The following is a 26,666-nucleotide window of genomic DNA, read 5'->3' as shown; positions in this document are numbered from 1 at the left end:
AGGTGGGGTTATGAGCGAGTGGAAAGAAGTTTTGGTTAAGGATTTAATAGCAGATAAAGTAATTGCAAAGCCACTAGATGGGAATCATGGAGGAACACACCCAAAAGGAAGTGATTTTGTCGCTAGTGGAATTCCATTTATTATGGCAACTGATATAAATAATGGAAAAGTTGATTTATACAACTGTAAATTTATAACAGAAAATCAAGCCAATAATCTAAGAAAGGGATTTTCTATAGAAGGTGATGTTTTATTAACACATAAAGCCTCTTTGGGAAGAACAGCAATTGTTCCAAAAATTACAACCCCATATATTATGTTAACACCTCAAGTTACATATTATAGAGTAATAAATCCAGATATATTAAATAATATTTATTTAAAATACTATTTTGATAGTCCATTTTTTCAAGAAACTTTAAATAATCATGGTGATGCAGGTTCAACAAGAGCATATGTGGGAATAACTGCTCAACAGGATTTACCAGTGATATTGCCACCACTACCCGAACAAAAAGCCATTGCTTCGGTGCTTACATCGCTTGATGATAAAATTGATTTATTACATCAGCAAAACCAAACTTTAGAAAAAATGGCAGAGACTTTATTTCGACAATGGTTTATTGAAGAAGCGGACGATGATTGGGAGGAGGGAGTAATTCCTGATGAGTTTAATATTATTATGGGACAATCACCTAAAGGCTCATCTTTTAATGAAGATAAGGTAGGAACGCCTATGTTTCAAGGAAGTACAGATTTTGGTTTCAGGTTTCCAAAAAATAGAGTATATACAACAGAACCAAAGCGTTTTGCATTACCACTTGATACTTTAATGAGTGTTAGAGCCCCTGTTGGAGCTCAAAATATGGCAAAAGAAAAAATATGTATTGGACGAGGATTAGCATCTTTTAGGAGTTTGAAAAATCCTGATTGGTATACTTATACTTATTATAAAATCAATTTTTTAATGTCAGAAATAAAAAAGTTTAATAATGAAGGAACAGTATTTGGGTCGATTGGAAAAAATGATATTGGTAATATTAAGGTAACTATACCAAGTGACGATGTAATAGAAAGTTTCGAAAAAATAGTAAAGCCAATGAATGATAAAATTATTAAAAATAGTTATCAAATCCAAACTCTTGAAAATTTAAGAGACACCTTATTACCCAAATTAATGAGCGGTGAAGTAAGCGTAGATTATCAATGCTAATCAATCCCCCGCAATTAAAGTTAATAACAGACAAATAAAATGGACAAAACAAAATAAAGGCAAAATACCCAATGACTTCCTCAAAAACGAGCAACCCAAACCCCACCGAAACCGCCATTGAACAAATGGCAATCGAGCAGCTACAAGCACTTGGCTATGACTATATCTATGGTCCAGATATCGAGCCTAGCAATAAAAACAGCAGTAAAGCTGATAGCCCTGCTAATAAAACTGTCTTACGCGCGTATAAACAAGTGCTACTCAAAGAGCATGTCTTAAATGCCTTAGCCCGTCTTAACCCACAGCTAAGCGCCGAGCAGTGCCAGCAAGCCTTTGCCCAAATTGATGACATTCAATCGCCCAGTATCATTGATAATAACAAACAATTTCACCGCCTAATGACCGAAGGCATTCCGCTTGATATCCACCAAGACGGACAGACGCAAGGTGAGCTGGCGTGGCTGATTGACTTTAATAACCCCAGCAATAATGACTTTGTGGCGGTCAACCAAATCACCATCAAAGGCGAACGGCGCAGCCACCGCCCCGATATTATCTTGTATATTAACGGCATACCATTGGTAGTGCTTGAGTTAAAAAAAGCCAGCGACCCGCAAGCCACCATTCACAGTGCCTACCAACAGCTTCAGACCTATCAAGCCAATATTCCGCAATTATTTACCTATAATGCCTTTAGCGTCATATCCGATGGACTAGAAGCGCAAGCAGGCACAATATCAGCAGACTTTAGCCGTTATATGGCATGGAAAACCGCCAACGGACAGCACATTGCCAAAGCCACCCAGCCCCAGCTTAACGTCTTAATTAATGGCTTGCTAAACCCTGTCACCTTGCTGGATATGGTGCGTCACTTTATCGTCTTTGAAGCGAGCAAAAGTGAAGATAGCAAAGGCATTATCACCATCACCAATATTAAAAAAATGGCGGCGTATCACCAATATTATGCGGTCAATGCAGCCGTTCTCTCAACCCTACGAGCCGCCGCCGTCAATACTGCTGCAACGGATGATACAACAGACAAAGCAAAAGCAGGGACAGATAAACATACCAATATCGCCTTTACTCAATCAGCCCCCGCTTATTCGGCAATGGTTGCCATGGATAAGCAAAACCGCCCATTATCAGACTTGGTCAGTAAGCAGCAGCAAGGCGACAAAAAAGCAGGCGTGGTCTGGCATACGCAAGGCTCGGGCAAATCTTTGTCAATGGTGTTTTATACGGGCAAAATCGTATTGGCACTAGATAACCCAACCGTCGTGGTCATCACCGACCGCAACGACTTAGACGACCAGCTATTTAGCACCTTTGCGGCTGCCAGCCAGCTACTACGGCAAACGCCCCGCCAAGCCGACAGTTGCGATGAGCTAAAAGAGCTACTCAAAGTCAGCTCAGGTGGTGTGGTCTTTACCACCATTCAAAAGTTCCAGCCAGATAATGGCAGCAGTGTCTATGAACAGCTATCTGACCGTCATAATATTGTCGTGATAGCCGATGAAGCCCACCGCTCACAATATGGCTTTGCTGCCAAAGAAGTCGATGTCATGGATGATGACGGCAATGTATCTGGCAAACGCACCGTTTATGGCTTTGCAAAATATCTACGAGATGCGCTGCCCAATGCCACCTATTTGGGCTTTACAGGAACGCCCATTGAAAAAACAGATGTCAATACGCCGGCTGTGTTTGGGGATTATGTCGATATTTATGACATATCCCAAGCAGTAGAAGACGGGGCAACGGTGCGTATATTCTATGAAAGCCGCCTTGCCAAAATTGCCATTAGTGAAGAAGGGCGGGCGCTGATTGAAGACTTAGATAACGAGTTTAGCGAAGAGGAACTGACCGAAACCCAAAAGCAACGGGCAAAATGGGCAAAAGTAGAAGCCTTGATTGGCAGTGAGCAACGCCTGCAAGCCATCGCCAAAGACATCGTTCAGCACTTTGAAGCAAGGCTGACCGCCAATGCTGGTAATGGTAAAGGTATGATTGTCGCCATGTCGCGGCGGATTGCCGTCAGGCTGTACGAAAATATCATCGCCCTACGTCCTGAATGGCACAGTGATGAGCTAAACGATGGGGTAATAAAAGTCGTGATGACCTCGTCTGCCTCTGATGGGGCAGACATTGCCCGCCATCATACCACCAAATCACAACGGCAAGCTCTTGCCAACCGTATGAAAGACAATGACGATAAACTTAAGCTGGTTATCGTGCGTGATATGTGGCTGACAGGATTTGACGCCCCCAGTATGCATACCCTATACATTGATAAACCGATGAAAGGGCATAACCTCATGCAAGCCATCGCTCGTGTCAATCGGGTCTATAAAGACAAAGCAGGCGGGCTGGTAGTTGATTATTTGGGTATCGCCGCTGACCTCAAAGAAGCCTTGAGTTTCTACTCAGAAGCAGGCGGCAAAGGCAATCCTGCTGAGTTACAAGAAGATGCCGTCGCCATCTTGCAAGAAAAGCTCGAAGTGCTAGAGGGTATCATGTATGGCTTTGATATTAGCGAATATTTTACTGCTGATACCGCCCGCAAACTCGCCATTATCCTAGAAGCAGAAGACCATATCCTATCAATAGACCAAGGGCAGGGCAAAGAGCGGTTTTTGACTGCTGTCTCTGCCTTATCGCAAGCCTTTGCTTTGGCTACCCCGCACCCCACCGCCATGGAAGCTGCCCCACAAGTGGCATTTTATCAAGCCATCAAAGCCCGCCTTATAAAGTTTGACCCTGCACTCTCAGGCAGTATCACTAATGGGGACGATGTCGCATTAGAAGCCCGAGTCAAGCAGACCATTGATAATGCCCTAGTCAGTGAAGAAGTGGTCGATATCTTTGACGCAGCAGGTATCCAAAAGCCAGATATTTCTATCTTATCTGATGACTTTATGGAAGAGATGCGAGACTATCCACACAAAAATATTGCCCTTGAAGCATTAAAAAAACTGCTCACAGATGAGATTAAAGTGCGTGAACAAAAAAGCGTCACTCAAGGCAAAAAGCTGATGGACATGCTGTCATCTGCCATCAATAAATATCAAAATAAAGTCATCAGTGCTGCTGAAGTCATTGATGAGCTGATAAAACTGGCAAAAGACATTAACGCCTCAGATGAGCTTGCCAAAGAGATGAATTTGACCGACTTTGAGTTTGCGTTTTATTCAGCAGTCGCCGATAACCAAAGCGCTAAAGAGCTGATGAGTAAAGAAAAGCTCAGAGAGCTTGCGGTGGTGTTGACCGAGTCGATTCGTAATAGTGTATCGGTGGACTGGACAGTACGTGAGTCGGCACGAGCCAAAATCCGTACCACTGTCAAACGCTTGCTCAAAAAATACGGCTATCCACCTGATATGGAGGCACTGGCGACCGAAACGGTACTTGAGCAAGCCGAAATGATGGCTGAAGAATTAAGCAGAGAATAGGGTCTGTTGAACTTTCACCCCGTCAGGCTAATACCTACAAGGAATATAGCTACTTTTTACTTTCATGTAAAAATTGGCTAAATTTGCCTTATTCTGCGTTAATGAACTGGTTAATATCCCGATATTACCTGTGTTCATTGCCTTGACTAAGTCACTGCTTATTAAAATCAGTATCTCAATTTTTCCTATGAAGATGAATGTTCAACAGACCCTAGTTACCATACTTTCTGATGGTTAGGTATGCTCTGATAGTCAGGTATGGTCAGCGAAGTTATACACTGGCACACAGTCAAACTGGCTTGCCGTACTACCTTAATCAGCAGTTAAAAACAGCACTGGCAAAACTTTAGTGCCTTTGGGTGGATATTAAAAAATCGCTATCTTTCACACATAGGGCTGTGCTATACTTCGCGCCTTGCTGATTGATAACATCGCCTGCAATTGACGTCTGGAGTAGACACCTATTCATATTGTTGCCGATGATTTTGAGCTGAGACAGCCTCAACCCATGATGTGCTATTTATTCAATAATATAAATAGCAAACGAAACATCATATATTGAGACCAAATGACTGCCAGCGATTCACGGTAACAACCCCAAAATACAACGATGCCATATAACACAGGATGTGTGATAGCCAGTTGTTTATCTGTGTTGTGCCTTTTTTATCCCAATATTTTATCCAAAATATTTATTAGACAAATAACTGACGTGTCAGCATACGGAGCAGTTTTGTCAACTTATGACCTCTTAAAGGACACACATGACAGATAATATGAATACACAGTTAGATAATGCCAGCATTAAAGCAGATGCAGATTTAAGTTTTGTTGATTTAGAGCTATCAACACAGCTATTAGATGCGTTGAGCGCCAGTGGCTATGACCAACCAACCCCAATTCAAGCTCAAGCCATTCCACCTGCCTTAGCAGGACGTGATTTACTACTTTCTGCACAAACAGGCAGTGGTAAAACAGCCGCGTTTGTTTTGCCAGTTTTGGATAAAATCATCCGTGAAAAGGCGAGTAATAAAGTCGTACATACAGTGATATTGACGCCAACACGTGAGCTTGCCAATCAGGTGAGTGATAGTGTGCGTCGCTATAGCGCCCAGACTCGCAATATCTTTAGTGTGCCATTAGTTGGTGGTGCGCCATATGGTGGTCAGATTCGTGCGCTTAAAAAAGGTGTGCAGATTATTATTGCCACACCGGGTCGCTTTATTGACCATATGAAATCTGAGCGTATTGATTTGTCAGATTTGGATATTTTGATTCTGGATGAAGCTGACCGTATGCTAGATATGGGCTTTGCCGATGACATCGAAAAAATCATGCAAGCAGCACCAAAAACACGTCAAACCATTATGTCTTCTGCCACATGGGACGGACCAGTTGGCAAAATTGCTGAAAGCTTTACCAATAACCCAGAGCGTATCTCTATCGCTGTAGAGACGGCTCATATCGAAGAAACAGTTTATTATTGTGATGATTTTAATCATAAAAATGACTTACTAGATAGCCTATTAAACAACCCAGATGTCAATCAAGCCATCGTATTTGCTGCGACAAAACGTAGCTGTGAAACTTTATCTAAAAGTTTGGTAGAAAAGGGTCATAAAGCCCGCTTTTTACATGGTGACTTACCACAAAATAAACGTACCCGCATCATCAATGATGTGAAAGCTGGCAAAGTGGATATTCTTGTTGCTACTGATGTGGCAGCACGTGGTATTGATGTTAGCGGTATTACCCATGTCTTTAACTATGACTTGCCACGTCAGGTCGAAGATTACGTGCATCGTATTGGGCGTAGTGGACGTGCAGGACGTACAGGGATTGCACTGAACCTATGTAGTATTGATGACCGCTCACAGTTGGCTGCCATCAACCGTTATCTTAAACGTCATATGACCGTTGCAGAAGTAGAAGGGCTTGAGCCAAAGAAAAATACCAAAGACCTAAAAGTCGGTAGTGGTAGTAAGCGTGGACGCGGTGGCAATCGCGGACGTGGCGGTAATGGCAACGGTCGTGGTCGCAGTGGCAATAATGCTGGCGGTTATCGAGGTCGTCGCAGCTCAGAAGGTGGGCGTGATAGTCGTGCAGAAGGTCGTTCAGACAGTCGTTCAGAAAACCGTGGTAGCAGAGCTGCTGACAGTGGCAGTGCATATGGCGAAAAACGCCGTGGCAGTGGTAATGGTGGAAATGACAGTCGTAATGACAATCGCTCTAGTCACTCTGATAGTAAGCGTGCAGGCTACCGTGGCAAACCTGCTGGCAAGTCTGGTCAATCTCGTCCAGCACGCTCAGAGCGTCGCAGTGCTTCAGAGTCAGGTAATGGTAATGCGAAAGGCTATTACTCAGGTAAGCCTTCTGGTCAACGTCGTAGCTCATCGCGCTCAAATGATGGCAACCGTGCGCCACGCCGTGGCTAGTTAATCATGACTTATGTTTAGCTACTTAGCCATTTAGAATGGTCAACAGAATCTCATAAGTTTTAATTAGCTGTGATGATAAATCAAAAACCAGATAGTGAATCAGTCACTATCTGGTTTTTTGTGCTTATTGAATAGGTCTTTATACTCAGGTCGCCTTGTATCTGTTTTAGTATTTTTTGTCTATCATTTCTCTTATGATATTTTTCACTATTAATAAAATTTAATATTCCTCAATAGAATAAATATAGTCCAACAAAGTATCCATTTGATAGCGATTCTTCGTTATACTACTCGCCCTTTAAGTTTATCTACATACTGCACCCTTTAAGGAAGTATATTATGAAACGTCGTACTTTATTAACTTTTGCTGCCAGTGCTGTTTTACTTGCTGCTTGCTCACAATCAAATACTCCAAATCAAGATGCTGGTGCAGACAATAGTGCTGTAGAGGGTAGCTCTGAGCTACTAAATCGTATTAATAATGGTGAGGCCATTCACGTTGGTACAGAAGGAACGTATCCTCCGTTTACCTATCATGATGTGGACGGTAAGTTGACTGGTTATGATGTTGAAGTGACAAAAGCCGTTGCGGATAAGTTGGGTGTTCCAGTTGAGTTTAATGAAACCCAGTGGGATGCTATGCTGGCAGGACTCGATGCACAGCGCTTTGATATGGTAGCAAACCAAGTGAGCTTAACCACGCCTGAGCGTCAAGCTAAATATGATAAGGTAACCCCTTATAGCTGGTCTGGTGCGGTTGTGTTAGCACCAAAAGAAGACAGCCGTTTTAGTGCTTGGGACAATCTAAAAGGTCTGCGCTCAGCACAGTCATTGAGCAGTAACTATGGTGAGCTGGCAGAGCAGTATGAGGCTGAAATCGTTCCTGTTGAAGGTATGGCTCAAGCCATTGAGCTGGTGAAACAGGGACGTGCAGACTTTACCTTAAATGACCGCTTGGCAGTGTTGGACTATCTGAAAAAACACCCTGAAAGTGGTTTGGAAATTAAGCTGGTCGCACCTGCCAGTGAGCAACGCGGTTCAGGTCTGATTTTGCTAAAAGGTAATGATGAAGTTGTCACTAAACTCAATGATGCCATGCAACAGTTACAAGAAGATGGCACATTAACTCGATTAAGTGAGCAGTTTTTTGGACAGGACATCAGCCAGCAACAGTAGTCATATAGTAGTCATTATGTATGGCAAGTCATAAAGATATGATGCGTGGCTTTTTGATGGATAACAGATAACTTAGTAATAATTGGTAATAAGGTGATAATGATGACTTGGTTGGCTGATTGGTTAGCAATGTTGCCATTTATGTCGCCAGAGCGGGCAGATATTGTCATCAACTCGTTTTGGCCGATGCTGAAAGGTGGGATATATTATTCTATTCCTTTGGCGTTGATATCCTTTACAATTGGGATAATAATCGCCTTAGTGGTGGCATTGATACGTATTGTGCCACGTAGTTCTGTTGTCCATCAGATATTATATCGTTTGGCTCGTATATATGTGTCTGCGATTCGTGGCACACCGATGCTGGTACAGTTGTTTATTATCTTTTATGGTCTGCCAAATGTTGGTATTAAGCTTGACCCATTTCCCTCAGCCATCATTGCTTTTTCCTTAAATATCGGTGCATATGCGTCTGAGACAGTGCGTGCTTCTATATTGTCGATTCCTAAAGGGCAGTGGGAAGCAGGGGCGACAGTGGGTATGACCTATTTGCAGACTTTCCGCCATGTGATTTTGCCACAGGCATTGCGGGTGTCGGTACCACCATTGTCCAATACGTTTATTAGTCTGGTCAAAGATACTTCTTTGGCTTCGTTGGTACTGGTAGCAGAGCTGTTTCGACAGGCGCAAATCATTACTGCTAGAAACTATGAATTTATGCTGGTATATACAGAAGCAGCGCTTATTTATTGGGTGATTTGTTTCCTATTAAGTTTGCTACAAGGTCGATTAGAAAAGCGTTTAGACCGCTATATTGCCAAATAGATAGCTAAGATTAAGCTAAATAGTGATTTGACCCTGCATTGATTCGGAGCGATGATGATTACAGTTTCCAATATTCATAAAGCATTTGGTGAGAATGAGGTCCTAAAAGGCATTGACCTACATATCAAAAAAGGTGAGGTCGTGGTTATTTTAGGGCCTTCTGGCTCAGGAAAAACGACGTTTTTGCGCTGTCTTAATGCTTTGGAGATACCTGAGCAAGGCACGATAACCTTTGATGATGGCTCATTGCAGGTAGACTTTGCTAAAAAACCAAATAAAAAAACACTATTGGCATTACAACGCAAATCAGGCATGGTTTTTCAGTCGTATAATTTATTTCCTCATAAAACGGCAGTAGAAAATTTAATGCTAGGACCTGTGGTTGTGCAGGGGAAAAATAAAGCACAAATGCGCCAGTCAGCTTTAGCACTATTAGATAAGGTTGGTCTAGCAGACAAAGCAAATCTATATCCTTTCCAGTTGTCTGGTGGACAGCAACAGCGTGTGGGTATCGCTAGAGCATTAGCCATTGAGCCTTCGTTATTATTATTTGATGAGCCAACATCAGCACTAGACCCTGAGTTGGTACAAGATGTTCTGAGTACCATGAAACAGCTTGCCTCTGAAGGTTGGACAATGGTGGTGGTCACACATGAGATTAATTTTGCTCGAGATGTTGCTGACCATGTCGTGCTTATGGAAGGTGGCTATGTGGTAGAAGCTGGCACGCCAGAGCAACTGTTTGAGCTATCTGAGCATCCACGTACACAGGCATTTTTACAGCGTATCACGACTTAGGACTCGTCAGTTATAGTTGTTGAGTTATTCTTTGCTGATAGGTCGATAGGTTTGCTGGTTAATAGGTTTGATGATTAACATTGTGGATAGCTAACCGCAACATCAACGACCTGAATACGCTTTTTATCACTGTCTTTTGTGTTTTGGTTGCTAAGCTCAATTGCCAGTCCCCCCAGTGCAGTTTCTTTGTATTTATCCATCATGTCTTCACCGGTTGCTTTCATCGTTGCGATGGCTTTGTCTAATGAGACATGATGTTTGCCATCACCACGTTTGGCAAGGCGGGCAGCATTAATGGCTTTAACCGATGCCATGGCATTACGCTCAATACAAGGAATTTGCACCAATCCACCAATTGGATCACAGGTCAATCCTAAATTGTGCTCGATACCAATCTCGGCAGCATTGGCACACTGTGCTGGTGTGAGTCCAAGAACATGCGCCATACCAGCCGCCGCCATGGCACATGCAGAGCCAACTTCCCCTTGGCAACCAACCTCTGCACCTGAAATAGAGGCATTTTGCTTAATAATTGTACCGATGGCAGCAGAGGTCAATAAAAATTCACGTACGCCTTGTTGTGAATAGTTTGGCAAAAAGTCACGGTAGTAGTGCAGTACCGCAGGAATAATACCAGCCGCACCATTAGTCGGTGCAGTAACGACCCGTCCGCCATTAGCATTTTCTTCATTGACTGCCAGTGCATATAGGTCAATCCAGTCCATTGCCATTAGCTGATCGTTAGTATCAGATGTGCTTTGAGTTTCTTGCATTAGTTGTTGATGCAAGGCTTTGGCACGACGTTTGACTTGTAAGCCACCCGGTAGAATCCCTTCTCCTGCACAGCCATTTGTGACACAGCTTTGCATGACTGACCAAATCTCATCAAGGTATTGCTCTATCTCTTCTTGACTTCTTAGCGCCAGCTCATTTGCCATCATAACTTCACTAATACTTAGCTGTTGCTGGTGACAGATGTCTAATAACTCTTGTGCGCTAGCAAACGGGTAGGGTATATTCTCTATGGTGATGTTATCGTTTGTATCTGCGTTAGTATCAGTCGTAGTGTCAACGGTGATATCAGTACCATCATCAAACTCATCAGCATTTACAATAAAGCCACCACCAATGGAGTAATAGGTCTGCTGGTAAGATTGGCCAGTGTCGCTATAAGCAGTGAGCGACATACCATTGGGATGGTGGGGTAGGTTGGTTTGCACATGCCAGATAATGTCTTGATGATAGTCAAAGGTTATCTGATGGCTGGCAGCAAGTATGAGCTGTTGTTGTTTGAAGACAGGGGCAAGATAAGTGCTGACTTGAGTGGTGTCTATTTGATTGGCTTTATGTCCAAGCAGACCTAAAATAATGGCTGTATCTGTTGCATGCCCTTTACCTGTGGCAGCAAGCGACCCGTATAAATCTACTTGAATACGTTTAACGGTTTCTAAAGAAAATTGAGTTTGTAAATCTATTAAAAAGGTATTGGCAGCGACCATAGGACCAACTGTATGCGAGCTTGAAGGCCCGATACCAATTTTAAACATATCAAATAGACTAATCATGAACTTCCTAAGAGGGTTATTTTGCTGGTGTATTCTAACACTTTGTTGCTATCGCTTTAATCAGAATTATTCCAAGTCAAAATTGCCTCAAAATACTCATTGTCTTGAGCAAATCCCTGAAAATCAGCCAATGGTGTTTGGTTAACCCAAACATATACCCATGCCTCACAGCTATCTGTCAGTTTATCTCGATTGATACATATAAAATTGGTTGTAACCTCAGCCTGCATTAACTTATCAAAGCAATCAGCCATTGTCTCAGTTACACTGACACACCCTGCAAAAATCTCATAAAGTTTAAGCTCTAAATCAGACAGTAGTGCATGGTTATTATAGTGTTGCTCAATGGGAATAAGTATGCCTTGCACCTGTTTTTGCAAACAAGCATGCCCACCTACTTGATTATTTAACCAAATACCTGATGGGGTAGGGTAAATTAGCATCGCCCCTGTTAACGAGTATAAATCAATGCGTTTTGTCATCAACTTAACCCATCATATTTATACTGACTAACTGGCTTGCAATAAAAAATTGCTTAATAAGCGTTTTGCACCTTCTGTAGCAAAGGATTCTGGGTGAAATTGTACCCCTTGAATGGGATAGTCTTTGTGGCGTAAGCCCATGATTTCCTGACATGATAAGGCGAATTGTTGCAGGGTTTGATGGTCAAAAGTAGCATTATTTTGCTTATCATTTTGTTCGTCAGCGACCACCGCAGTGACCAATAAACACTCAGGCATGCTATCTGCTTGCACCATGAGTGAGTGATAACGCATGATTTCAAGCTCTTGTGGTAAGCCAGCAAACACGCCTGCACCATCATGATAAATGGGAGAGGTTTTACCGTGCATCGGCAGTCCTGCCCGTACCACTTTTGCCCCAAACACATGGGCGATACCCTGCATACCCAAGCATACCCCCAATAATGGCGTGGTTTTGCCCATTTCGGTAATCACGTCACTACAGACGCCAAAATATGCAGGGTCATCAGGTGAGCCGGGGCCGGGTGAGATGATGATACGGTCAGGATTCATTGCTTGTACGTCTGCTAGGCTGATTTCATCATTGCGTTTAACGATGACTTCAGCATGTCCGTCTTGTGCTTGTAAAATCTCACCAACGTATTGGTAAAGATTAAAGGTAAATGAATCGTAGTTGTCGATGATTAAAACTTTCATGGTTTTCCTGATTATAATATTTGCTAAATGTTATTAGTAGGGTAGTGCTGGTTAATTACATTGAGTTAGGCATTTTATTCATTCATAAAACTATCCAATACCACTTTCATGGCTGATAGTTTACGCTGAATTTCCAGATATTCATCTTCTGGATTGGAGTCATACACATTGCCACCACAAGTTTGGGCATAGGCGGTTTCGCCATTGATAAACAAACTGCGAATGGGTATGGCAAAGATACAGTCACCATTAAAATTAAACGAGCCCAACGCACCACCATAAGCCCCACGTCCGTCTGGCTCTAGCTGATTGATAATCTTGATTGCCTCAATTTTGGGTGCACCCGATAGCGTGCCTGCAGGGAAATTACTTGCCAATGCGGTAAACATATCATGCTCAGGGTGCAAAATACCGACAATCTCAGAGGAGATATGCTGAACGTGCGAGTAGCGTTTGATGTCCATTAGGCTACGCACTTTGACCGTCCCAAACCGAGCTACTCGTCCGATGTCATTGCGGTGTAAATCAACCAGCATATTATGCTCGGCAATCTCTTTTTTATCATTTAATAATGCCCGAGCCAGTTTGCGGTCTTCAATTTCATTTGCCCCCCGTTTTGCTGTGCCTGCCAGTGGATAGGTTTCCATCTCGCCTTGCCGTAAGCGAAACAGTAGCTCAGGTGACGCGCCGATGATACGTTGTTTGCCAAATTTCATAAAATACATGTGCGGTGAAGGGTTGACCTCACGCAGTTTTTCATAAATCGGCATGTGTTCGCCAGTAATGCGATAGTTGGATTTAAAGCCGACTTCACATTGAAAAATACGCCCTGCGATGATGTCCTCTTTAACTTGTTTGACTGCCTCAGCGTGTTGCTCACGGCTCATCCCATCGCCCAAAAATTCTACTTTTGGTGGCTGATAACTGGGAATCGGTGCGTCTAGTAAGGCTTGAATATCTGCCATACGGTTGGCTTGGCTGGTATGGCTATTACCATTGTTAGAGTCTGCCTGTTTGTTCGGATAATAAAAATAAAAGATTTCCCCAGTCATTTTATCAAGGGTCAAGCCGTCTAAATAAACGCCAAATTTAAACGGCTCAAAATGCTCACTAGCTTTGGCATTAAGGGTTGGCTCAAAAAAATTGACGCTGTCATAGCCCAAATAGCCGACCAAGCCACCTGTTTGATTACGAGCGATGACGTGTTGTGGGGTAATCTCACGTAGTAGTTGGTAAGGGTTGTCTGTTGTGTAGGTTTCGGTTTGCCCTGTTTGGTTATTGGTAATCGCTAAAGTGTGACGGTCAGTGGCAGTGATGGTCATGATGGGGTCAAAACCAATGGCATGATGGCGAGAAATATGACTCTCTGCCCCTAATGACTCAAGCAGATAACAGGTGTCATATTGAGCTTCAATACGTTTAAATAACTCAAAAAAATCAATATCTTGCGTCAGTTTAATACGGGTGGGTTTACTGGCAATATTGATAGGGCTTGGCTTATTGTGAGCAGGCATGCTGTTTTGCGTTGTCATAAAGTTATCCAAAAAGTGTCGTTATAGAAAATAGTGTTCTAAAAAGTATGTTGCCCTTTGCATTAGATTAGAAGGGAATATAGAAGGGCAGAGTATTAAGTTAATCTTGCGTTTGCCGATGTGTTGCTAATAAATCGCTAATATCATGCTTTTGTAGAGCTTTTGCACCCCGAGAGACAGTGGCAATGCCTACTCCTAAATTATCGGCAATTTCTCGCTGGGTTGTGCCCTGCTCTAATAGGTCAAAAATACGGATACGGTTAGCAATCTCTTGTCGTTCTTTATCAGTGAGTAGGGCAGTCAGCACTGCGTCAATTTGTTTGCTATCATTACAGTTAGTAAGATGGGTTATGAGGCTTTGATAAGCGTCGTCAGTAGGGGTAGTTGCTATGGTCATAGTCTGAATTATCTATTACTTATTGGTATTGATGAGTTATAGTCTGCCTAATATAAATTCACCACAGTGTTACGTGTACTATGCTCACTTGGTTACCTTGTGGTGAAAGGATATTAGATTGTCTATCAATTAATAGTAAAACTTTTTGTTATTGTATTCTAGTACATTAGTACGAATTAGGCAAGGGTATCACCTAATTAAGAATGTTATGATATTTTATCATTGCTGGGATAAGTTGGGTTATAGAGTATATCTTATAATAAGAGGGTATCTGAACTTTGTATGTTCTGATGATACCCTCTAGCACTGATATTGATTTTTAATAGTTGTGCTTAATCTGACTGTGTTTGCAGTAAACCAGTACGATTATTCACAGCTTGCGGCACCAGTACGATGATTGATAGCACCATTTTCAGCTAGAAGCTGTTGCATCTCTTCAAGATTACGGCTGCAAGCATAAGAGTACGCGCTTTGATTGTAAGAGCCTAGGTTTTGATTTTGTGTGGTTGCTACTAAGTTAGGATCAGCACCTTGCTCTAAAAGGTATTTCACAGTTTCTAGACGATTGTTACTGGCAGCGACCATGATTAATGTTTCACCATCGTTTTCTACAGTTTGGTCATTTAAGTCAACGGGTTGTTCAGCATTTAGTAGTTGATGTACTTTTTTGACAATATCAGTATTTTTCCCTAATACTGCCGACTTCATCACATTATAAACATCACCTTTGTCTGTTGCGTGTAAATCTGCCCCTTGAGCGATTAAGTAATCAACCATATCTTCATAACCAATAAATGCCGCCCATCCTAAGGCTGTTTGATCTAGGCTACCAGTATCTTTGGCTTCTATATCTTGTCCATTTTCTACCATATATTTTACAGTATCTAAGTCGCCACGTTTGACAGCATCAAACCATGCAGCATCCGCACCTGTAGAAGGTTTGTTATAAAATATACGATGGGATAGTCTATTTGGGTTTGCAATATCGAAGTTTTCAGCATCGCTAAAACGGAACTGTGTTTTAGGTGTGGGTGCATCGGTGGCTATTGTTGCATGGTTATCTGATTGAGCATTTACTTGGTTATTTGATGCTGTATTGATGTTTGAACAGCCTGCTATCAATATTGCTATCATTGCAGTAGATAAAGCGTTACCAAAAATCTTTTTCATAAAACTACCTTAAATATGTAAAACTGACTTAACTATATATTTAAGTCAGTAGATTAATAGGTGGGTAATGATTATAAGCCCCTAAGAGATGGGGATAGAATTATACATGATAGTTGGCTTATTGTGTGGTTATAAAAGTAAATAATTGTTAAGGTTTATATATTGGTTTGTTGAATATTTATGTTGATAGGAAAAATTGAGATATTGCTTCTAACAAACGGTGACTTAGTCAGTAGTAGCTAATGTTTTAATGAATATTTCTAAATCATCTGTGTGATGAATAAGTTGTTAGCCGTCTTGTGCGTACTGACAACAAATTTCTAAATCATCTGTGTGATGAATAAGCTATCTTTGTGTGGCTTGTCAGCAAGCAGGCATTTCTAAATCATCTGTGTGATGAATAAGGTCGTGCTTGGAATGATGACAGCATAGCCAAAATTCTAAATCATCTGTGTGATGAATAAGGTCTTACAACGCTATCAAAAATGGATGAATCATTTCTAAATCATCTGTGTGATGAATAAGTATACTTATGGGTATATACCTTGTATATACGATTTCTAAATCATCTGTGTGATGAATAAGTTAAAATTGGGTCAAACCAGTATCGCCATAATTTTTCTAAATCATCTGTGTGATGAATAAGATAGCGAGATTAACGGAATCATTGCAGATATTTTTCTAAATCATCTGTGTGATGAATAAGGTGCAGGGCTTGAAAAGAATAATTTCTAAATCATCTGTGTGATGAATAAGAGCTAGAAACAGGGCAAAAGGTCATCATAGGCTTTCTAAATCATCTGTGTGATGAATAAGTCTGCTGGCTTTGTTGAAGTGCTATTACGCTATTTCTAAATCATCTGTGTGATGAATAAGGGCGATAGGAGGGAGGAAGGGAAGGACGTTGATTTCTAAATCATCTGTGTGATGAATAAGATAAACAATTTAGATCGATGCTATCCGATGAGTTTCTAAATCATCTGTGTGATGAATAAGAAGACTCCACCCAGCTGAAACGCTATGGCTTGTTTCTAAATCATCTGTGTGATGAATAAGATTGTCTCCAACATATCCGTGGGCGACATAGTTTTCTAAATCATCTGTGTGATGAATAAGTATCTTGAATGATAGATGTCTTTTCGGGTATGTTTCTAAATCATCTGTGTGATGAATAAGTTTCCTTGTGTCAACTGATATTTTTCACTTTATTTCTAAATCATCTGTGTGATGAATAAGCCCCACGGGGCATTCGCATTCCTCTGTGCTGATTTCTAAATCATCTGTGTGATGAATAAGGGGCATGGAACGCTAACGCCCTAGCGGTTGTTTTTCTAAATCATCTGTGTGATGAATAAGGTTAGCGATGCGACATACGATAACGACACACTTTTCTAAATCATCTGTGTGATGAATAAGAATGAGTTAAGCAGGTTTTCATCTACTTTGCATTTCTAAATCATCTGTGTGATGAATAAGCAGATTTAATTGGTGCTGACCAGTCTGTTATTTTTCTAAATCATCTGTGTGATGAATAAGGTAATTTAATATCAACTTCACGGAATGATACTTTTTTAAATCATCTATGTGATGAATAAGCGGTTGATGCCATTGCCAACACAATTGTACAATTTCTAAATCATCTATGTGATGAATAAGACAGATGGGATAGCATCGCATATCAATACTACTTTCTAAATCATCTATGTGATGAATAAGGTGGGAACTGATAGTACCATTGACCGCTTTTTTTTCTAAATCATCTATGTGATGAATAAGTACGTGCCTTGGTTTCCCTTTTAGTTTGCTAGTTTCTAAATCATCTATGTGATGAATAAGATCGCTCGACTTGTTGTTCACGACTCAATGTATTTCTAAATCATCTATGTGATGAATAAGAGAGTCAGCATTAAATGATGAATATTGCATGTTTTCTAAATCATCTATGTGATGAATAAGGTAGTTTTGGCTCATTTAAAGAGATAGCAAGTTTTCTAAATCATCTATGTGATGAATAAGAGTTATTGAAGCGTAAAGCCCGACTTTTTCTATTTCTAAATCATCTATGTGATGAATAAGGTTCTCTTGTAGAAGTTAAATATGTTTGTCCATTTCTAAATCATCTATGTGATGAATAAGTGTCGAGATACCGCTTGATGACCCGCATGATATTTCTAAATCATCTATGTGATGAATAAGATTGATATGACTGACGAATTAAAACTACCAGAATTTCTAAATCATCTATGTGATGAATAAGTTGTCCACTTATTATTTTCTCGTTGAAAATCATTTCTAAATCATCTATGTGATGAATAAGAAAAAAGAGCGTGAGAGCTTAGAGAAAATCAAGTTTCTAAATCATCTATGTGATGAATAAGACCATCTAACAGACATTGATAACTACGCAAAATTTCTAAATCATCTATGTGATGAATAAGGCCACCCAAGCGCACCTGCTTATGCTTATCGATTTCTAAATCATCTATGTGATGAATAAGAATGACACTGTGATGATAGTCATAAATGGCACTTTCTAAATCATCTATGTGATGAATAAGGCTATCTGTTTAAAAATGCAGTGGCATAAGGATTTCTAAATCATCTATGTGATGAATAAGTTTCATTAAATTCATTACCCCATACCACTATATTTCTAAATCATCTATGTGATGAATAAGTATTTGCAGGTAAGCAGTCGGCAACATACAAATTTCTAAATCATCTATGTGATGAATAAGGCGGATAATAGTCAGGATGGTCAGGTTCTAAATTTCTAAATCATCTATGTGATGAATAAGGCTTCCATTTTGCTCCGTGATATCTCATAAGTTTTCTAAATCATCTATGTGATGAATAAGAAGCAGAAATAATCAATGCTTGCATATTCAAATTTCTAAATCATCTATGTGATGAATAAGGCCACGAAATAATAAATCAGACAATAATAAACTTTCTAAATCATCTATGTGATGAATAAGAGCTCAATAGTGTCGGGTGCGAGGGTGTGTGATTTCTAAATCATCTATGTGATGAATAAGTCAGCATGTGTGTAAAGTGCTTTTTGCCGTTGTTTCTAAATCATCTATGTGATGAATAAGACTGGAACAAAGACGGCAGGAAAGAGCCGAGATTTCTAAATCATCTATGTGATGAATAAGTGAAGCCAATATTTTAAAAGATATGATTTTTTTTTCTAAATCATCTATGTGATGAATAAGATTCAGCCCATATATGATATTAAAGTTGGTTTTTTCTAAATCATCTATGTGATGAATAAGATTGCATCATCTAAGCAAAAATAACTTGCATTTTTCTAAATCATCTATGTGATGAATAAGTTTTTTAATCGTGCAATCAATGCTTGTATTTCTTTCTAAATCATCTATGTGATGAATAAGTTTTTGACTCCGCAAGCAAGAGTTTTGGCGATTTTCTAAATCATCTATGTGATGAATAAGGTGGTACAAAAGCAGAAATATATGATTTAACATTTCTAAATCATCTATGTGATGAATAAGCTCTATATTCATTACCGACAGCTTCAAATACATTTCTAAATCATCTATGTGATGAATAAGTTGCTGCTCCGTAGTCATCAACCCATTGCTTATTTCTAAATCATCTATGTGATGAATAAGTGGGTAATAGTTTGTTTTACTATCATTATAATTTTCTAAATCATCTATGTGATGAATAAGTGACAAGTTTGGCATGCCTGAAAAGGATAGTGTTTCTAAATCATCTATGTGATGAATAAGACCCACAACAGCTAATCGAGGCGTATTTAAACTTTCTAAATCATCTATGTGATGAATAAGAGAATTGTAACACAAAAAAGTCAGTTATAGCATGGCTTGGAAGGCAAAAACCCTTATTTTACCCTCCATTTTTTACCATGCTATAACTGATTGATTTTTATATAAGTTTTTAAATAGCTCAAAAAAAGGGTTTTTATGCCCAAATTTTGGGTAATTCATCATTACCTATATGTGAAAATACATCAGTCTTGCCAATGTGGTACTGTGACAGTCGATGTCATATTGTTCATACCATAAGCATTAAATTGACCTTGCTGTGGCTTTTCAGCAGACTGTTGCCAGATACGCAAAGGGTAGGGGCGTTTATCATTACTTTCACTTTTTAGGCTAATGTAAGGATAATGCTTTTCTACTGCTCGTTTTTCTCGACTGGTATATTGTGCCATTGCGTCATCAAAGCTGACATTATGGTGTGTTGCCAAGCTTTGCACCCGTTTGTCCAGTGGTGTAAAGCGATAACGCCTGACCAATAAATACTGGTCAGCCGTTTTTGGTACTTCTTTAATACTTTTGATATGTACATAGTCAGTAAGACGAGAAAGCCAACGGTTTAAATCAAGCTTTTCTAAATCAGCTTGACTAGGGGCAAAAACTCGAAGTTTATTACCTAGTAGAGCGAAAGTCTTATTACATTTTTCTTCATATCGATAATTAGGGAAGCTCACACCAATAGTTTTGATGCCATGCTTATTTTTTATATCTGCTAAGGCAATGTGTAGCTGAGTATAAATGTGACTCCAAATTTCATATAGAGATTTTTCAGCAGAGTCTATCAGTGTTAGTTCTTGGTAATGAGTCATTTCATCTCCCTGATATCTATATCAGTAACATATGCGAGTCCTTTCTTACCTAAGTAAAAAGAGGATACTCCTGCATAGTCAATCAATTGTTTAAGCTCAATGGCTTTATCTATATTTATATCTAAGTTAATTTCTAATATGCCATTTGCTTTAGTCAAAGTTTGTTTTATTTTCCCTTCACCTTTAACAAACTCTTCTCTTATATATGGATTGCCATAGATGAGCTTTTTATCACCAGTAGTATATTTGTTTAAAAAGTCTTTGGGGGTAAAGCTATTATTAGAAATACCACTAATACCGCCCATTTTAGTTTTCGCAAGACTCATATCATAATCCGCTTCTAGCCTTTGCATTTGTAGGTATAAAGCAGAGCAGTACATGGGTAAAAGTAACTGTTCTTTTTTCTTATTCAACGGATTATATTTTTCGAATATATTAGCAAGCTTATCGGAGGCCTCTTTTATTCTTCCTTCAGGTAATACTGGCTTTAGTTTTTTTATCTCTTCTAATCGATTTAAAACACCAAACGGACTGAGTTCGATAGATTTTTTAGTCGATTTGTTATCAAGAATAAAGTCACAAAGCTCCTCAATATCTAAAGCTAGAATGTGCCAAAACTCTTTAGAGTAGTTAGAGGTGAAAATTGGATCATTGACTTTTAGCATACCTGTAAATGAGTTTTGGTCGGTGCTACCTTTAATATTGCGGATATATGCTATTTCAGTATTAATAGTGGTCGGTTTATCTTCAAACGAGATTTTAGACTCTAAATTTTCAAAGTAATAAGAATCATCTTCTAGTTTTTTTCTTGCTTGGTAAAGTTTACGCTGATCGCCAATGAGCCGATTTAAGATTCCCATTACTGTGTTTTGAGTGACTTCTCTAGAATGATAGTTATGTGGTTTTTTGAGTTCTGTCATTGATGCAACAAAATTACGTCCTTTCTTAGGCAAGGCTTCATCGTTAGAGCCATCTAAAAATGAGTTTCTCCATGATGATTCATATTCAATAGTGATTCTCATACAGTTCTCCTAGATAGCATCAGTATCTTTAGCTTTGAAATAGATCGCATAGTTTTGATTATCTTTAGTGGGGTTAGCTTCTTCAGGTGAACGTTTGATACGCATCATTTTATTGCTATCATTATAATCCACTTCAATACTTTCGACATACATATAGCCTTTAGCTTGTTTAATAGCTAAGTCTTGGAGCATCTGAATAGTCGTATTTACTAGAATGTCGATTGCTGTATCATCTAGTAAAATTCCAGCCTCACCAATTTCAAGTATTGTGCCTTGGCGGACATAATTTTCATGAAAAGTAGCATTAGGTTCTTTGCTGGGATCAAGTGTTTTAATAAAATCGGTAATCTTTTGGGCTAGCTCTTCGCCTTGCGTATCTTCAATCGTCATTGATGCTCTATCAAATTTATTATCTAGTGAGATAAATTGTAGTTGCTCAATATTGATAGATCCGTAGGCTTTGTATTGAGTATCCCCAAAAGTTGTCTTAGAAAAAAAAGATGAACTATCACGCTCACCAGCTTGACCGAATTGTTCAAAGTTACCATTTCCTAATTGATCTACAAAGTCCTCAATAAGTAGGGGACTAGTGCGTTTATATTGGCTAGCAGGGATAACATAACCCCGAATTAATCCTGTAAGTGAAATAAGAACTTGTTCTACATTATTTTTATCTGCATAGTGTAAATCAAAGGCTTGAGCTTTAAACAAATGATGACGAATACAATTCTGACTAATGTATAAAGGTGTTTCTTTGAAATCTATATCAGTTGCTTCTTTTTTATATTTATAGCCTGTCTCTTCTTTAATTTTACCAGTTAGATTGGTAAAACCTCTTAATTTGGGTAGTGTGTGATTGTCCACCGTTTTGCCTTCATTACTAAGTGATGTTGGACCATTCCAATTTACCACACCATAACCACAGGCTGTTACTTTGAAATCAACACTTTTAATACCAGTTATCTTGCTCATTTTTTGCTCCTTTGGTGACTATTTTTTAAGTAATTAAGTTGTTTACCAACTTGATTATGAATGCTACGCTAGCTTTTGTTGAATTTCAACCGTAGTACTCATATATTGAGTTGAATTTAATATTTATAATGTTATGATTGCTTTTTCACCACATAGGTGGCTTTGAAAGTAGTACTCATTTTTTTCCACCACATAGGTGGTTTATCTATTACTCCCCACTAACTTATCCAAACGCATGCTTCCTACAGGTTGTTTATTAGTAAATACATAATAGATGCTGTAAGGATGAGTTGCACTATTAATCTTTTTAAGATCAATAGGAGTATAGCTAAGATAAATTGGGTTAGTAGAGGTACGGGCTTCATTTAGTAACTCAAAATCTTTATAAGCCTTTTTATAGCCTTCTTTAATATTGTGGTGCTTAGCGTGCATAAAGATGACTAAATTCTTTGAGCTGTCACCATACCCCTGAATTTTTAGCACAGATTCGGTGAAGATAGTATTTTCCGTAGGGTTGAGTTCATCGTAGAGGTAATCATTGGAAAAGTTGACCTGCTGGTTAGTATCAATATAGCAGGTTGCCATTTGTACAAATCGACTGTCACCTCGTAATGATGTCTTAGCTGTCTTGACTGTGTCAGTATTCTTCGGCGATTTAAATGGAATATAGATAGGGTCTAAAATCTTACTATTAATTACAGTAGATGATTGCTTAAGAGACCTTAAAAAATCCTCTTCAATTTTAGCAAGGCAGGTTGGATCTTGATAAAAGTCACGATAAATAGAATATAGCTCATTAAGTTTGAATGTGGGTTGTTCTAAAATCCTTTCTTGTAAAAAATTTATCCATGCTACTGTGCTATACCAAGAATATAATTTATTTAAGAATTTAGCAGTTTGGTTAGTCTGCTTACCTGTAATTGCATTATTTGCCATCACGGTTGTATAAATATTGCTGTCGACATTTTTACCAAAGCGATCCAGTCGTCCTAAACGTTGAAGCCAGTTTTCTGCATTGGTCAGCTCGGTATACATTCGGTCGCAACTTATGTTTAGTGAGGCTTGAACGATTGGACCACTTCTTAATACATTATATTCTTGAGTTCCATTTCTTTTAAAAGTATCAAATACTTTATCAAACCAATAAGATTTATCTCGCTTGTTGTATTTTGAATGAAGTAAAATGCTATTTTCACTTTGATGATGTTTAATAAAGCTAAGCTGAGAAGAAATAGCAGTATTAGTAATAATGAAAGTAGAAATATCATCAGTATGACAATGTGAGATTAAAGGATTTGGTTCATTTTCACTGTCATAAGTTTGTATTTCTATTTGATAGTCAGAGTTGTTGAAGCTTTCAATACTTATATGGTCTTCTGCTTTTATCTTTAAAAATTGCTTGGTAAAGTAATAGTTTGGTGTTGCAGAAACTAATAAAGTATTAGCAACATGACCTTGCATTTTTTTTGCATTAATTAATTCAGCAAATAATAAGTTAAATGCAGGCATAAGTATTAGTTCATGAAATTCATCGAATATCACATGGGATTGCATGAAGGGTATTAGTGTGTCTACCTTATTATGAGTAATAATGGCACTTAAAACTTGATCAATTGTAGTGATGACAATATCACCACTAAAATAATCTTCAATCTCTGTATTTGGAGTATCTTCTAAGCTTAATCCATGAGTTAATATTTTTTTATATTCACCAGTAAATATCTCAATTCGGCTTTGAGGAAGATATTCAGGTTGGGTCAAATCATTAATGATACCTAAACAAACTTGTACTCTAGGACATACCCATATAATTTTTTTAGCTTGTGTATTTAATGCCCATTCCAAGACAATTTTGGTTTTACCGCAACCAGCAGGCCCTTGAAGTACTACTACATTGTCAGATTCATTGCTTTTGGCTATTTTTTGTAAGTTAGCTAGTTTAACAGCCGTTGCTTTTTGTGCTTGTGTTCGTTCTATTTCACTACTGTTGTTATCAAATCCATTAATACAATTTTGGATATTTTGAGTTAAATCATTATCTTCTAATGTAATTGAATCAAGTAAATCTAGTAAAGTTGCTTCTTGCAAGTAGCTTGCTAAGTCTTCTGCATCTAATTGAGAAACCAGCCTATCTGCACTAATCACAGCTGTTCGAATTAGATTGTTTAAAGCATTTTCTCTTACTTCGCTTATATATTCAGACATTTGATCATTAATATCACTATAGTTTTTATACTTAGGTAAATCATCAGTTGTTAATGAAAAGTCATTTAACAGGGGGGGAATCATATCAGCTTTGTTATAGTGCTTTGCCAGCTTAATGACTTCTTGTATGACACTATTTATATCAACAATAACATTATTTAAATTGCTCGTAGTCTTCTCTAAAGACTCTGTAAATTTCTTATAAATACCTTTGGCTTTATTAAAGTATTCATTGTTTTTTTTTCGATAAGGTTTAGTATGATGCCAATAAATACCATGCATAATTTGTGATTGTTGTAATTTATTTAAGGTACTATTATCTCGTAGCATAGAGCTAGCAAACAACCAAGATAACTCATGGTGTCGTGGATGCTTATCAAAGGTAAACTTAGTCATACCAGTAACTGTTTTATCGATATGTTGTCCATCTTCTGGCACTGGTTCATCTTGTATTTTGTTAATCTTTTTATTTACCCATATTTGAAAGAGTGGATCGACTTTCCCGATATCATGTAATATTCCAGCTATAAAAGCTGATAGTTTTAGAGATTTACTATTAATATTCATATGTTCAATTAAATGATAGGCAAGGTAACCTACTGCAAATAAATGTTGATATAAAGGTTGCTTATTTGTATTTGCTAAGATATGTGATGTCTTATTTGATACTATATCCATAAATAATTCCTTAGTTGTCCAATTAACAGGTACAATCCCCACTTCATTAAATTTGCGTTTATTTCCCACTATCCATACTAGCTCGGTTTGCCTGCGGGTTTTGATACGATGACAGCTTACTGCAGTGGTTTTAGTAGCTGATTTGCGTAATAGCTGTTTGACGGTATTTAAGCCTTCCTCAGTAATGGCAGTTTGCCAAACATTACTACCAATACGATTGGCAAAAGCGTCCAAAATACGGCGGGTACGTTTAAGCGACTTTTTTTCGCATTGTGAAACAAAGGTGACTATCATTTAAATACCCCAATCCTTTTTTATCGCCAACCCTTTCACTATCTCAAACTGATAATCCAATGCTTTATGCTTGATAAACATTGCCAAACACTCTTGGCGAAATTCTTGCTCGCTGACATTTTCACTGGCACAAATAAAAGCCAGTGGTAACACAAGTGCATCCTTAATAATATCAGCAATATCAAATACCAATGCCCCACGTCGGGTTTTGCCATGCATTACTGCAAAGCCATGAGGAATGCCCAGTACCCATGCTGTGGTTGCACCCAATCCATATGCCAAATAATTACCATGATTTAAAAAGCTGTTGGCTTTATCCACGCCACCTTTTTGTCCATCGTGGTCACGAGTAAAGCCAGCATACCCCGTATTTTCAGCAGCTAGTTTATATAGTTGTTTGGTTAAGCGAGCCTCAAGTTGCAAAAGATGCATGACATTATCTTGCAATACAATTTGCTTGCTATGCTCATTTAACAAGCTTGCGATGGCAGGGTTTTGACTATCAAAGCCCTGCTGCTTTAAATCTCGGTCTTTGCTCCAGACGGTTTGTAGATAATCAAGGCGAGCCAACTGCATTTGTTTGGCTGCCTCAAGGCGTTTTTCATCGTCCCACCACCAATTTAACCAGCCTTGAATGTATTCGGTAGGGCGGTATTCAGATTGTGGGGTTAGCCATTCGATAAATATCTCTTGCTCACTGCCCATAAATAGGGGCGTACCACCACCGCCACAAAAGCCTACCAACACCCCTGCCTGTGATAATAGACGCATGGCAGCTTGGGTGATGGACGTACCTGTACCAAGCAATAAAGAGGTAGTATTGGCAATAGGAATGTTGTAATACAGATTGGCTTTATCGTCCTCAGTCAGATATAAAATGCGTCCATCTTTTTGCATTACCCTACAATATTCAAGGTAGTAAATATTGGCACGTTTGGAATGCAAAATGGTCTTTAGCTCAGAGGAGGCAAAGCTATTATCGGTGTAGGGGTTGGTCGGCTTACTCATAAGTTATCCTTTCGATGATGTATCCTTTATTTATTATTTTATTCATTGTTTATTTATACTGCTAAAATAGGCTAGATACAAGCTGGTTTGGTATTTTTACGTCATTGGTTGTCGTATTATTTAAGTGG

The 26,666-nt window shown here is 39.0% G+C and carries 17 protein-coding genes and 1 CRISPR repeat array; of the genes, 6 read left to right on the top strand and 11 right to left on the bottom strand.

Annotation, left to right across the window (positions count from 1 at the left end):
- Nucleotides 1–10 precede the first annotated feature (10 nt).
- The 6 genes from FHK88_RS09575 to FHK88_RS09550 all read left to right on the top strand — a co-directional run bounded on the left by FHK88_RS09575 (nucleotide 11) and on the right by FHK88_RS09550 (nucleotide 9,899).
- A complete protein-coding gene (locus FHK88_RS09575; RefSeq protein WP_227430513.1) occupies nucleotides 11–1,213 on the top strand; it encodes a restriction endonuclease subunit S in 1,203 nt (400 codons plus the stop codon).
- Nucleotides 1,214–1,284: 71 nt separating this feature from the next.
- Complete coding sequence (locus tag FHK88_RS09570; protein ID WP_227430512.1) at nucleotides 1,285–4,662, top strand: type I restriction endonuclease subunit R; 3,378 nt, start codon at nucleotides 1,285–1,287, stop codon at nucleotides 4,660–4,662.
- A 776-nt stretch (nucleotides 4,663–5,438) separates the two neighbouring features.
- The gene (locus FHK88_RS09565; RefSeq protein ID WP_227430556.1) at nucleotides 5,439–7,097 is read left to right on the top strand and encodes a DEAD/DEAH box helicase; all 1,659 of its coding nucleotides are present in this window, start codon (nucleotides 5,439–5,441) and stop codon (nucleotides 7,095–7,097) included.
- Nucleotides 7,098–7,439: 342 nt separating this feature from the next.
- Nucleotides 7,440–8,276 (top strand): amino acid ABC transporter substrate-binding protein, encoded by an 837-nt coding sequence (locus tag FHK88_RS09560; RefSeq protein WP_227430511.1) that lies wholly within the window; start codon nucleotides 7,440–7,442, stop codon nucleotides 8,274–8,276.
- Nucleotides 8,277–8,417: 141 nt separating this feature from the next.
- On the top strand, nucleotides 8,418–9,101 hold the full coding sequence (locus FHK88_RS09555; RefSeq protein WP_264480658.1) for an amino acid ABC transporter permease: 684 nt from the start codon (nucleotides 8,418–8,420) through the stop codon (nucleotides 9,099–9,101).
- 54 nt (nucleotides 9,102–9,155) lie between these two features.
- On the top strand, nucleotides 9,156–9,899 hold the full coding sequence (locus FHK88_RS09550; protein WP_227430554.1) for an amino acid ABC transporter ATP-binding protein: 744 nt from the start codon (nucleotides 9,156–9,158) through the stop codon (nucleotides 9,897–9,899).
- A gap of 74 nt (nucleotides 9,900–9,973) precedes the next feature.
- On the opposite strand, the gene FHK88_RS09545 is transcribed toward FHK88_RS09550, so the two are convergent.
- The 11 genes from FHK88_RS09545 to cas1f form a co-directional block, all read right to left on the bottom strand.
- Nucleotides 9,974–11,464, bottom strand: a complete 1,491-nt coding sequence (locus tag FHK88_RS09545) for an L-serine ammonia-lyase (RefSeq protein WP_227430510.1) — start codon at nucleotides 11,462–11,464, stop codon at nucleotides 9,974–9,976.
- Between the two features lie 56 nt (nucleotides 11,465–11,520).
- Nucleotides 11,521–11,946, bottom strand: a complete 426-nt coding sequence (locus tag FHK88_RS09540) for a DUF6210 family protein (protein WP_227430509.1) — start codon at nucleotides 11,944–11,946, stop codon at nucleotides 11,521–11,523.
- A 27-nt stretch (nucleotides 11,947–11,973) separates the two neighbouring features.
- Entirely contained in the window at nucleotides 11,974–12,642 is a 669-nt protein-coding gene (locus FHK88_RS09535; RefSeq protein ID WP_227430508.1) for an anthranilate synthase component II, read from the bottom strand.
- Nucleotides 12,643–12,716: 74 nt separating this feature from the next.
- The gene (locus FHK88_RS09530; RefSeq protein WP_227430507.1) at nucleotides 12,717–14,174 is read right to left on the bottom strand and encodes an anthranilate synthase component I family protein; all 1,458 of its coding nucleotides are present in this window, start codon (nucleotides 14,172–14,174) and stop codon (nucleotides 12,717–12,719) included.
- A gap of 100 nt (nucleotides 14,175–14,274) precedes the next feature.
- The gene (locus FHK88_RS09525; RefSeq protein ID WP_227430506.1) at nucleotides 14,275–14,571 is read right to left on the bottom strand and encodes a Trp family transcriptional regulator; all 297 of its coding nucleotides are present in this window, start codon (nucleotides 14,569–14,571) and stop codon (nucleotides 14,275–14,277) included.
- A gap of 366 nt (nucleotides 14,572–14,937) precedes the next feature.
- Entirely contained in the window at nucleotides 14,938–15,741 is an 804-nt protein-coding gene (locus tag FHK88_RS09520; RefSeq protein WP_227430505.1) for an ankyrin repeat domain-containing protein, read from the bottom strand.
- Nucleotides 15,742–15,998: 257 nt separating this feature from the next.
- Nucleotides 15,999–19,559: direct repeats of the CRISPR family, unit length 28 nt; unit sequence TTTCTAAATCATCTATGTGATGAATAAG.
- 182 nt (nucleotides 19,560–19,741) lie between these two features.
- Nucleotides 19,742–20,359 carry a type I-F CRISPR-associated endoribonuclease Cas6/Csy4 gene (gene cas6f, locus FHK88_RS09515; protein ID WP_227430504.1) on the bottom strand — a complete coding sequence of 206 codons (618 nt, stop codon included), beginning with the start codon at nucleotides 20,357–20,359 and terminating at the stop codon, nucleotides 19,742–19,744.
- A complete protein-coding gene (gene cas5fv / locus FHK88_RS09510) occupies nucleotides 20,356–21,381 on the bottom strand; it encodes a type I-Fv CRISPR-associated protein Cas5fv (protein ID WP_227430503.1) in 1,026 nt (341 codons plus the stop codon). Before cas5fv ends, cas6f begins: the two co-directional genes overlap by 4 nt.
- Before the next feature lie 9 nt (nucleotides 21,382–21,390).
- The gene (gene cas7fv, locus FHK88_RS09505) at nucleotides 21,391–22,353 is read right to left on the bottom strand and encodes a type I-Fv CRISPR-associated protein Cas7fv (RefSeq protein WP_227430502.1); all 963 of its coding nucleotides are present in this window, start codon (nucleotides 22,351–22,353) and stop codon (nucleotides 21,391–21,393) included.
- Between the two features lie 201 nt (nucleotides 22,354–22,554).
- Entirely contained in the window at nucleotides 22,555–25,530 is a 2,976-nt protein-coding gene (locus FHK88_RS09500) for a CRISPR-associated endonuclease Cas3'' (RefSeq protein ID WP_227430501.1), read from the bottom strand.
- A complete protein-coding gene (gene cas1f, locus FHK88_RS09495; protein ID WP_227430500.1) occupies nucleotides 25,531–26,538 on the bottom strand; it encodes a type I-F CRISPR-associated endonuclease Cas1f in 1,008 nt (335 codons plus the stop codon).
- Nucleotides 26,539–26,666: the final 128 nt, after the last annotated feature.

Origin of the sequence: Psychrobacter sp. I-STPA6b, from assembly GCF_020662265.1 — a bacterium.
Classification (GTDB): domain Bacteria; phylum Pseudomonadota; class Gammaproteobacteria; order Pseudomonadales; family Moraxellaceae; genus Psychrobacter.
Note: the sequence above shows the minus strand (reverse complement) of the source record. Positions and strands in the feature narration are given on the sequence as shown.

Bases quoted from the DNA above. Each gene is read 5' to 3' on its own strand.
- FHK88_RS09520 (WP_227430505.1), bottom strand. From the start codon at position 15,741: ATGAAAAAGATTTTTGGTAACGCTTTATCTACTGCAATGATAGCAATA.
- FHK88_RS09525 (WP_227430506.1), bottom strand. From the start codon at position 14,571: ATGACCATAGCAACTACCCCTACTGACGACGCTTATCAAAGCCTCATA.
- FHK88_RS09530 (WP_227430507.1), bottom strand. From the start codon at position 14,174: ATGACAACGCAAAACAGCATGCCTGCTCACAATAAGCCAAGCCCTATC.
- FHK88_RS09555 (WP_264480658.1), top strand. From the start codon at position 8,418: ATGTCGCCAGAGCGGGCAGATATTGTCATCAACTCGTTTTGGCCGATG.
- FHK88_RS09550 (WP_227430554.1), top strand. From the start codon at position 9,156: ATGATTACAGTTTCCAATATTCATAAAGCATTTGGTGAGAATGAGGTC.
- FHK88_RS09535 (WP_227430508.1), bottom strand. From the start codon at position 12,642: ATGAAAGTTTTAATCATCGACAACTACGATTCATTTACCTTTAATCTT.
- cas1f (WP_227430500.1), bottom strand. From the start codon at position 26,538: ATGAGTAAGCCGACCAACCCCTACACCGATAATAGCTTTGCCTCCTCT.
- cas7fv (WP_227430502.1), bottom strand. From the start codon at position 22,353: ATGAGCAAGATAACTGGTATTAAAAGTGTTGATTTCAAAGTAACAGCC.
- cas6f (WP_227430504.1), bottom strand. From the start codon at position 20,359: ATGACTCATTACCAAGAACTAACACTGATAGACTCTGCTGAAAAATCT.
- FHK88_RS09545 (WP_227430510.1), bottom strand. From the start codon at position 11,464: ATGATTAGTCTATTTGATATGTTTAAAATTGGTATCGGGCCTTCAAGC.
- cas5fv (WP_227430503.1), bottom strand. From the start codon at position 21,381: ATGAGAATCACTATTGAATATGAATCATCATGGAGAAACTCATTTTTA.
- FHK88_RS09575 (WP_227430513.1), top strand. From the start codon at position 11: ATGAGCGAGTGGAAAGAAGTTTTGGTTAAGGATTTAATAGCAGATAAA.
- FHK88_RS09570 (WP_227430512.1), top strand. From the start codon at position 1,285: ATGACTTCCTCAAAAACGAGCAACCCAAACCCCACCGAAACCGCCATT.
- FHK88_RS09500 (WP_227430501.1), bottom strand. From the start codon at position 25,530: ATGATAGTCACCTTTGTTTCACAATGCGAAAAAAAGTCGCTTAAACGT.
- FHK88_RS09560 (WP_227430511.1), top strand. From the start codon at position 7,440: ATGAAACGTCGTACTTTATTAACTTTTGCTGCCAGTGCTGTTTTACTT.
- FHK88_RS09565 (WP_227430556.1), top strand. From the start codon at position 5,439: ATGAATACACAGTTAGATAATGCCAGCATTAAAGCAGATGCAGATTTA.
- FHK88_RS09540 (WP_227430509.1), bottom strand. From the start codon at position 11,946: ATGACAAAACGCATTGATTTATACTCGTTAACAGGGGCGATGCTAATT.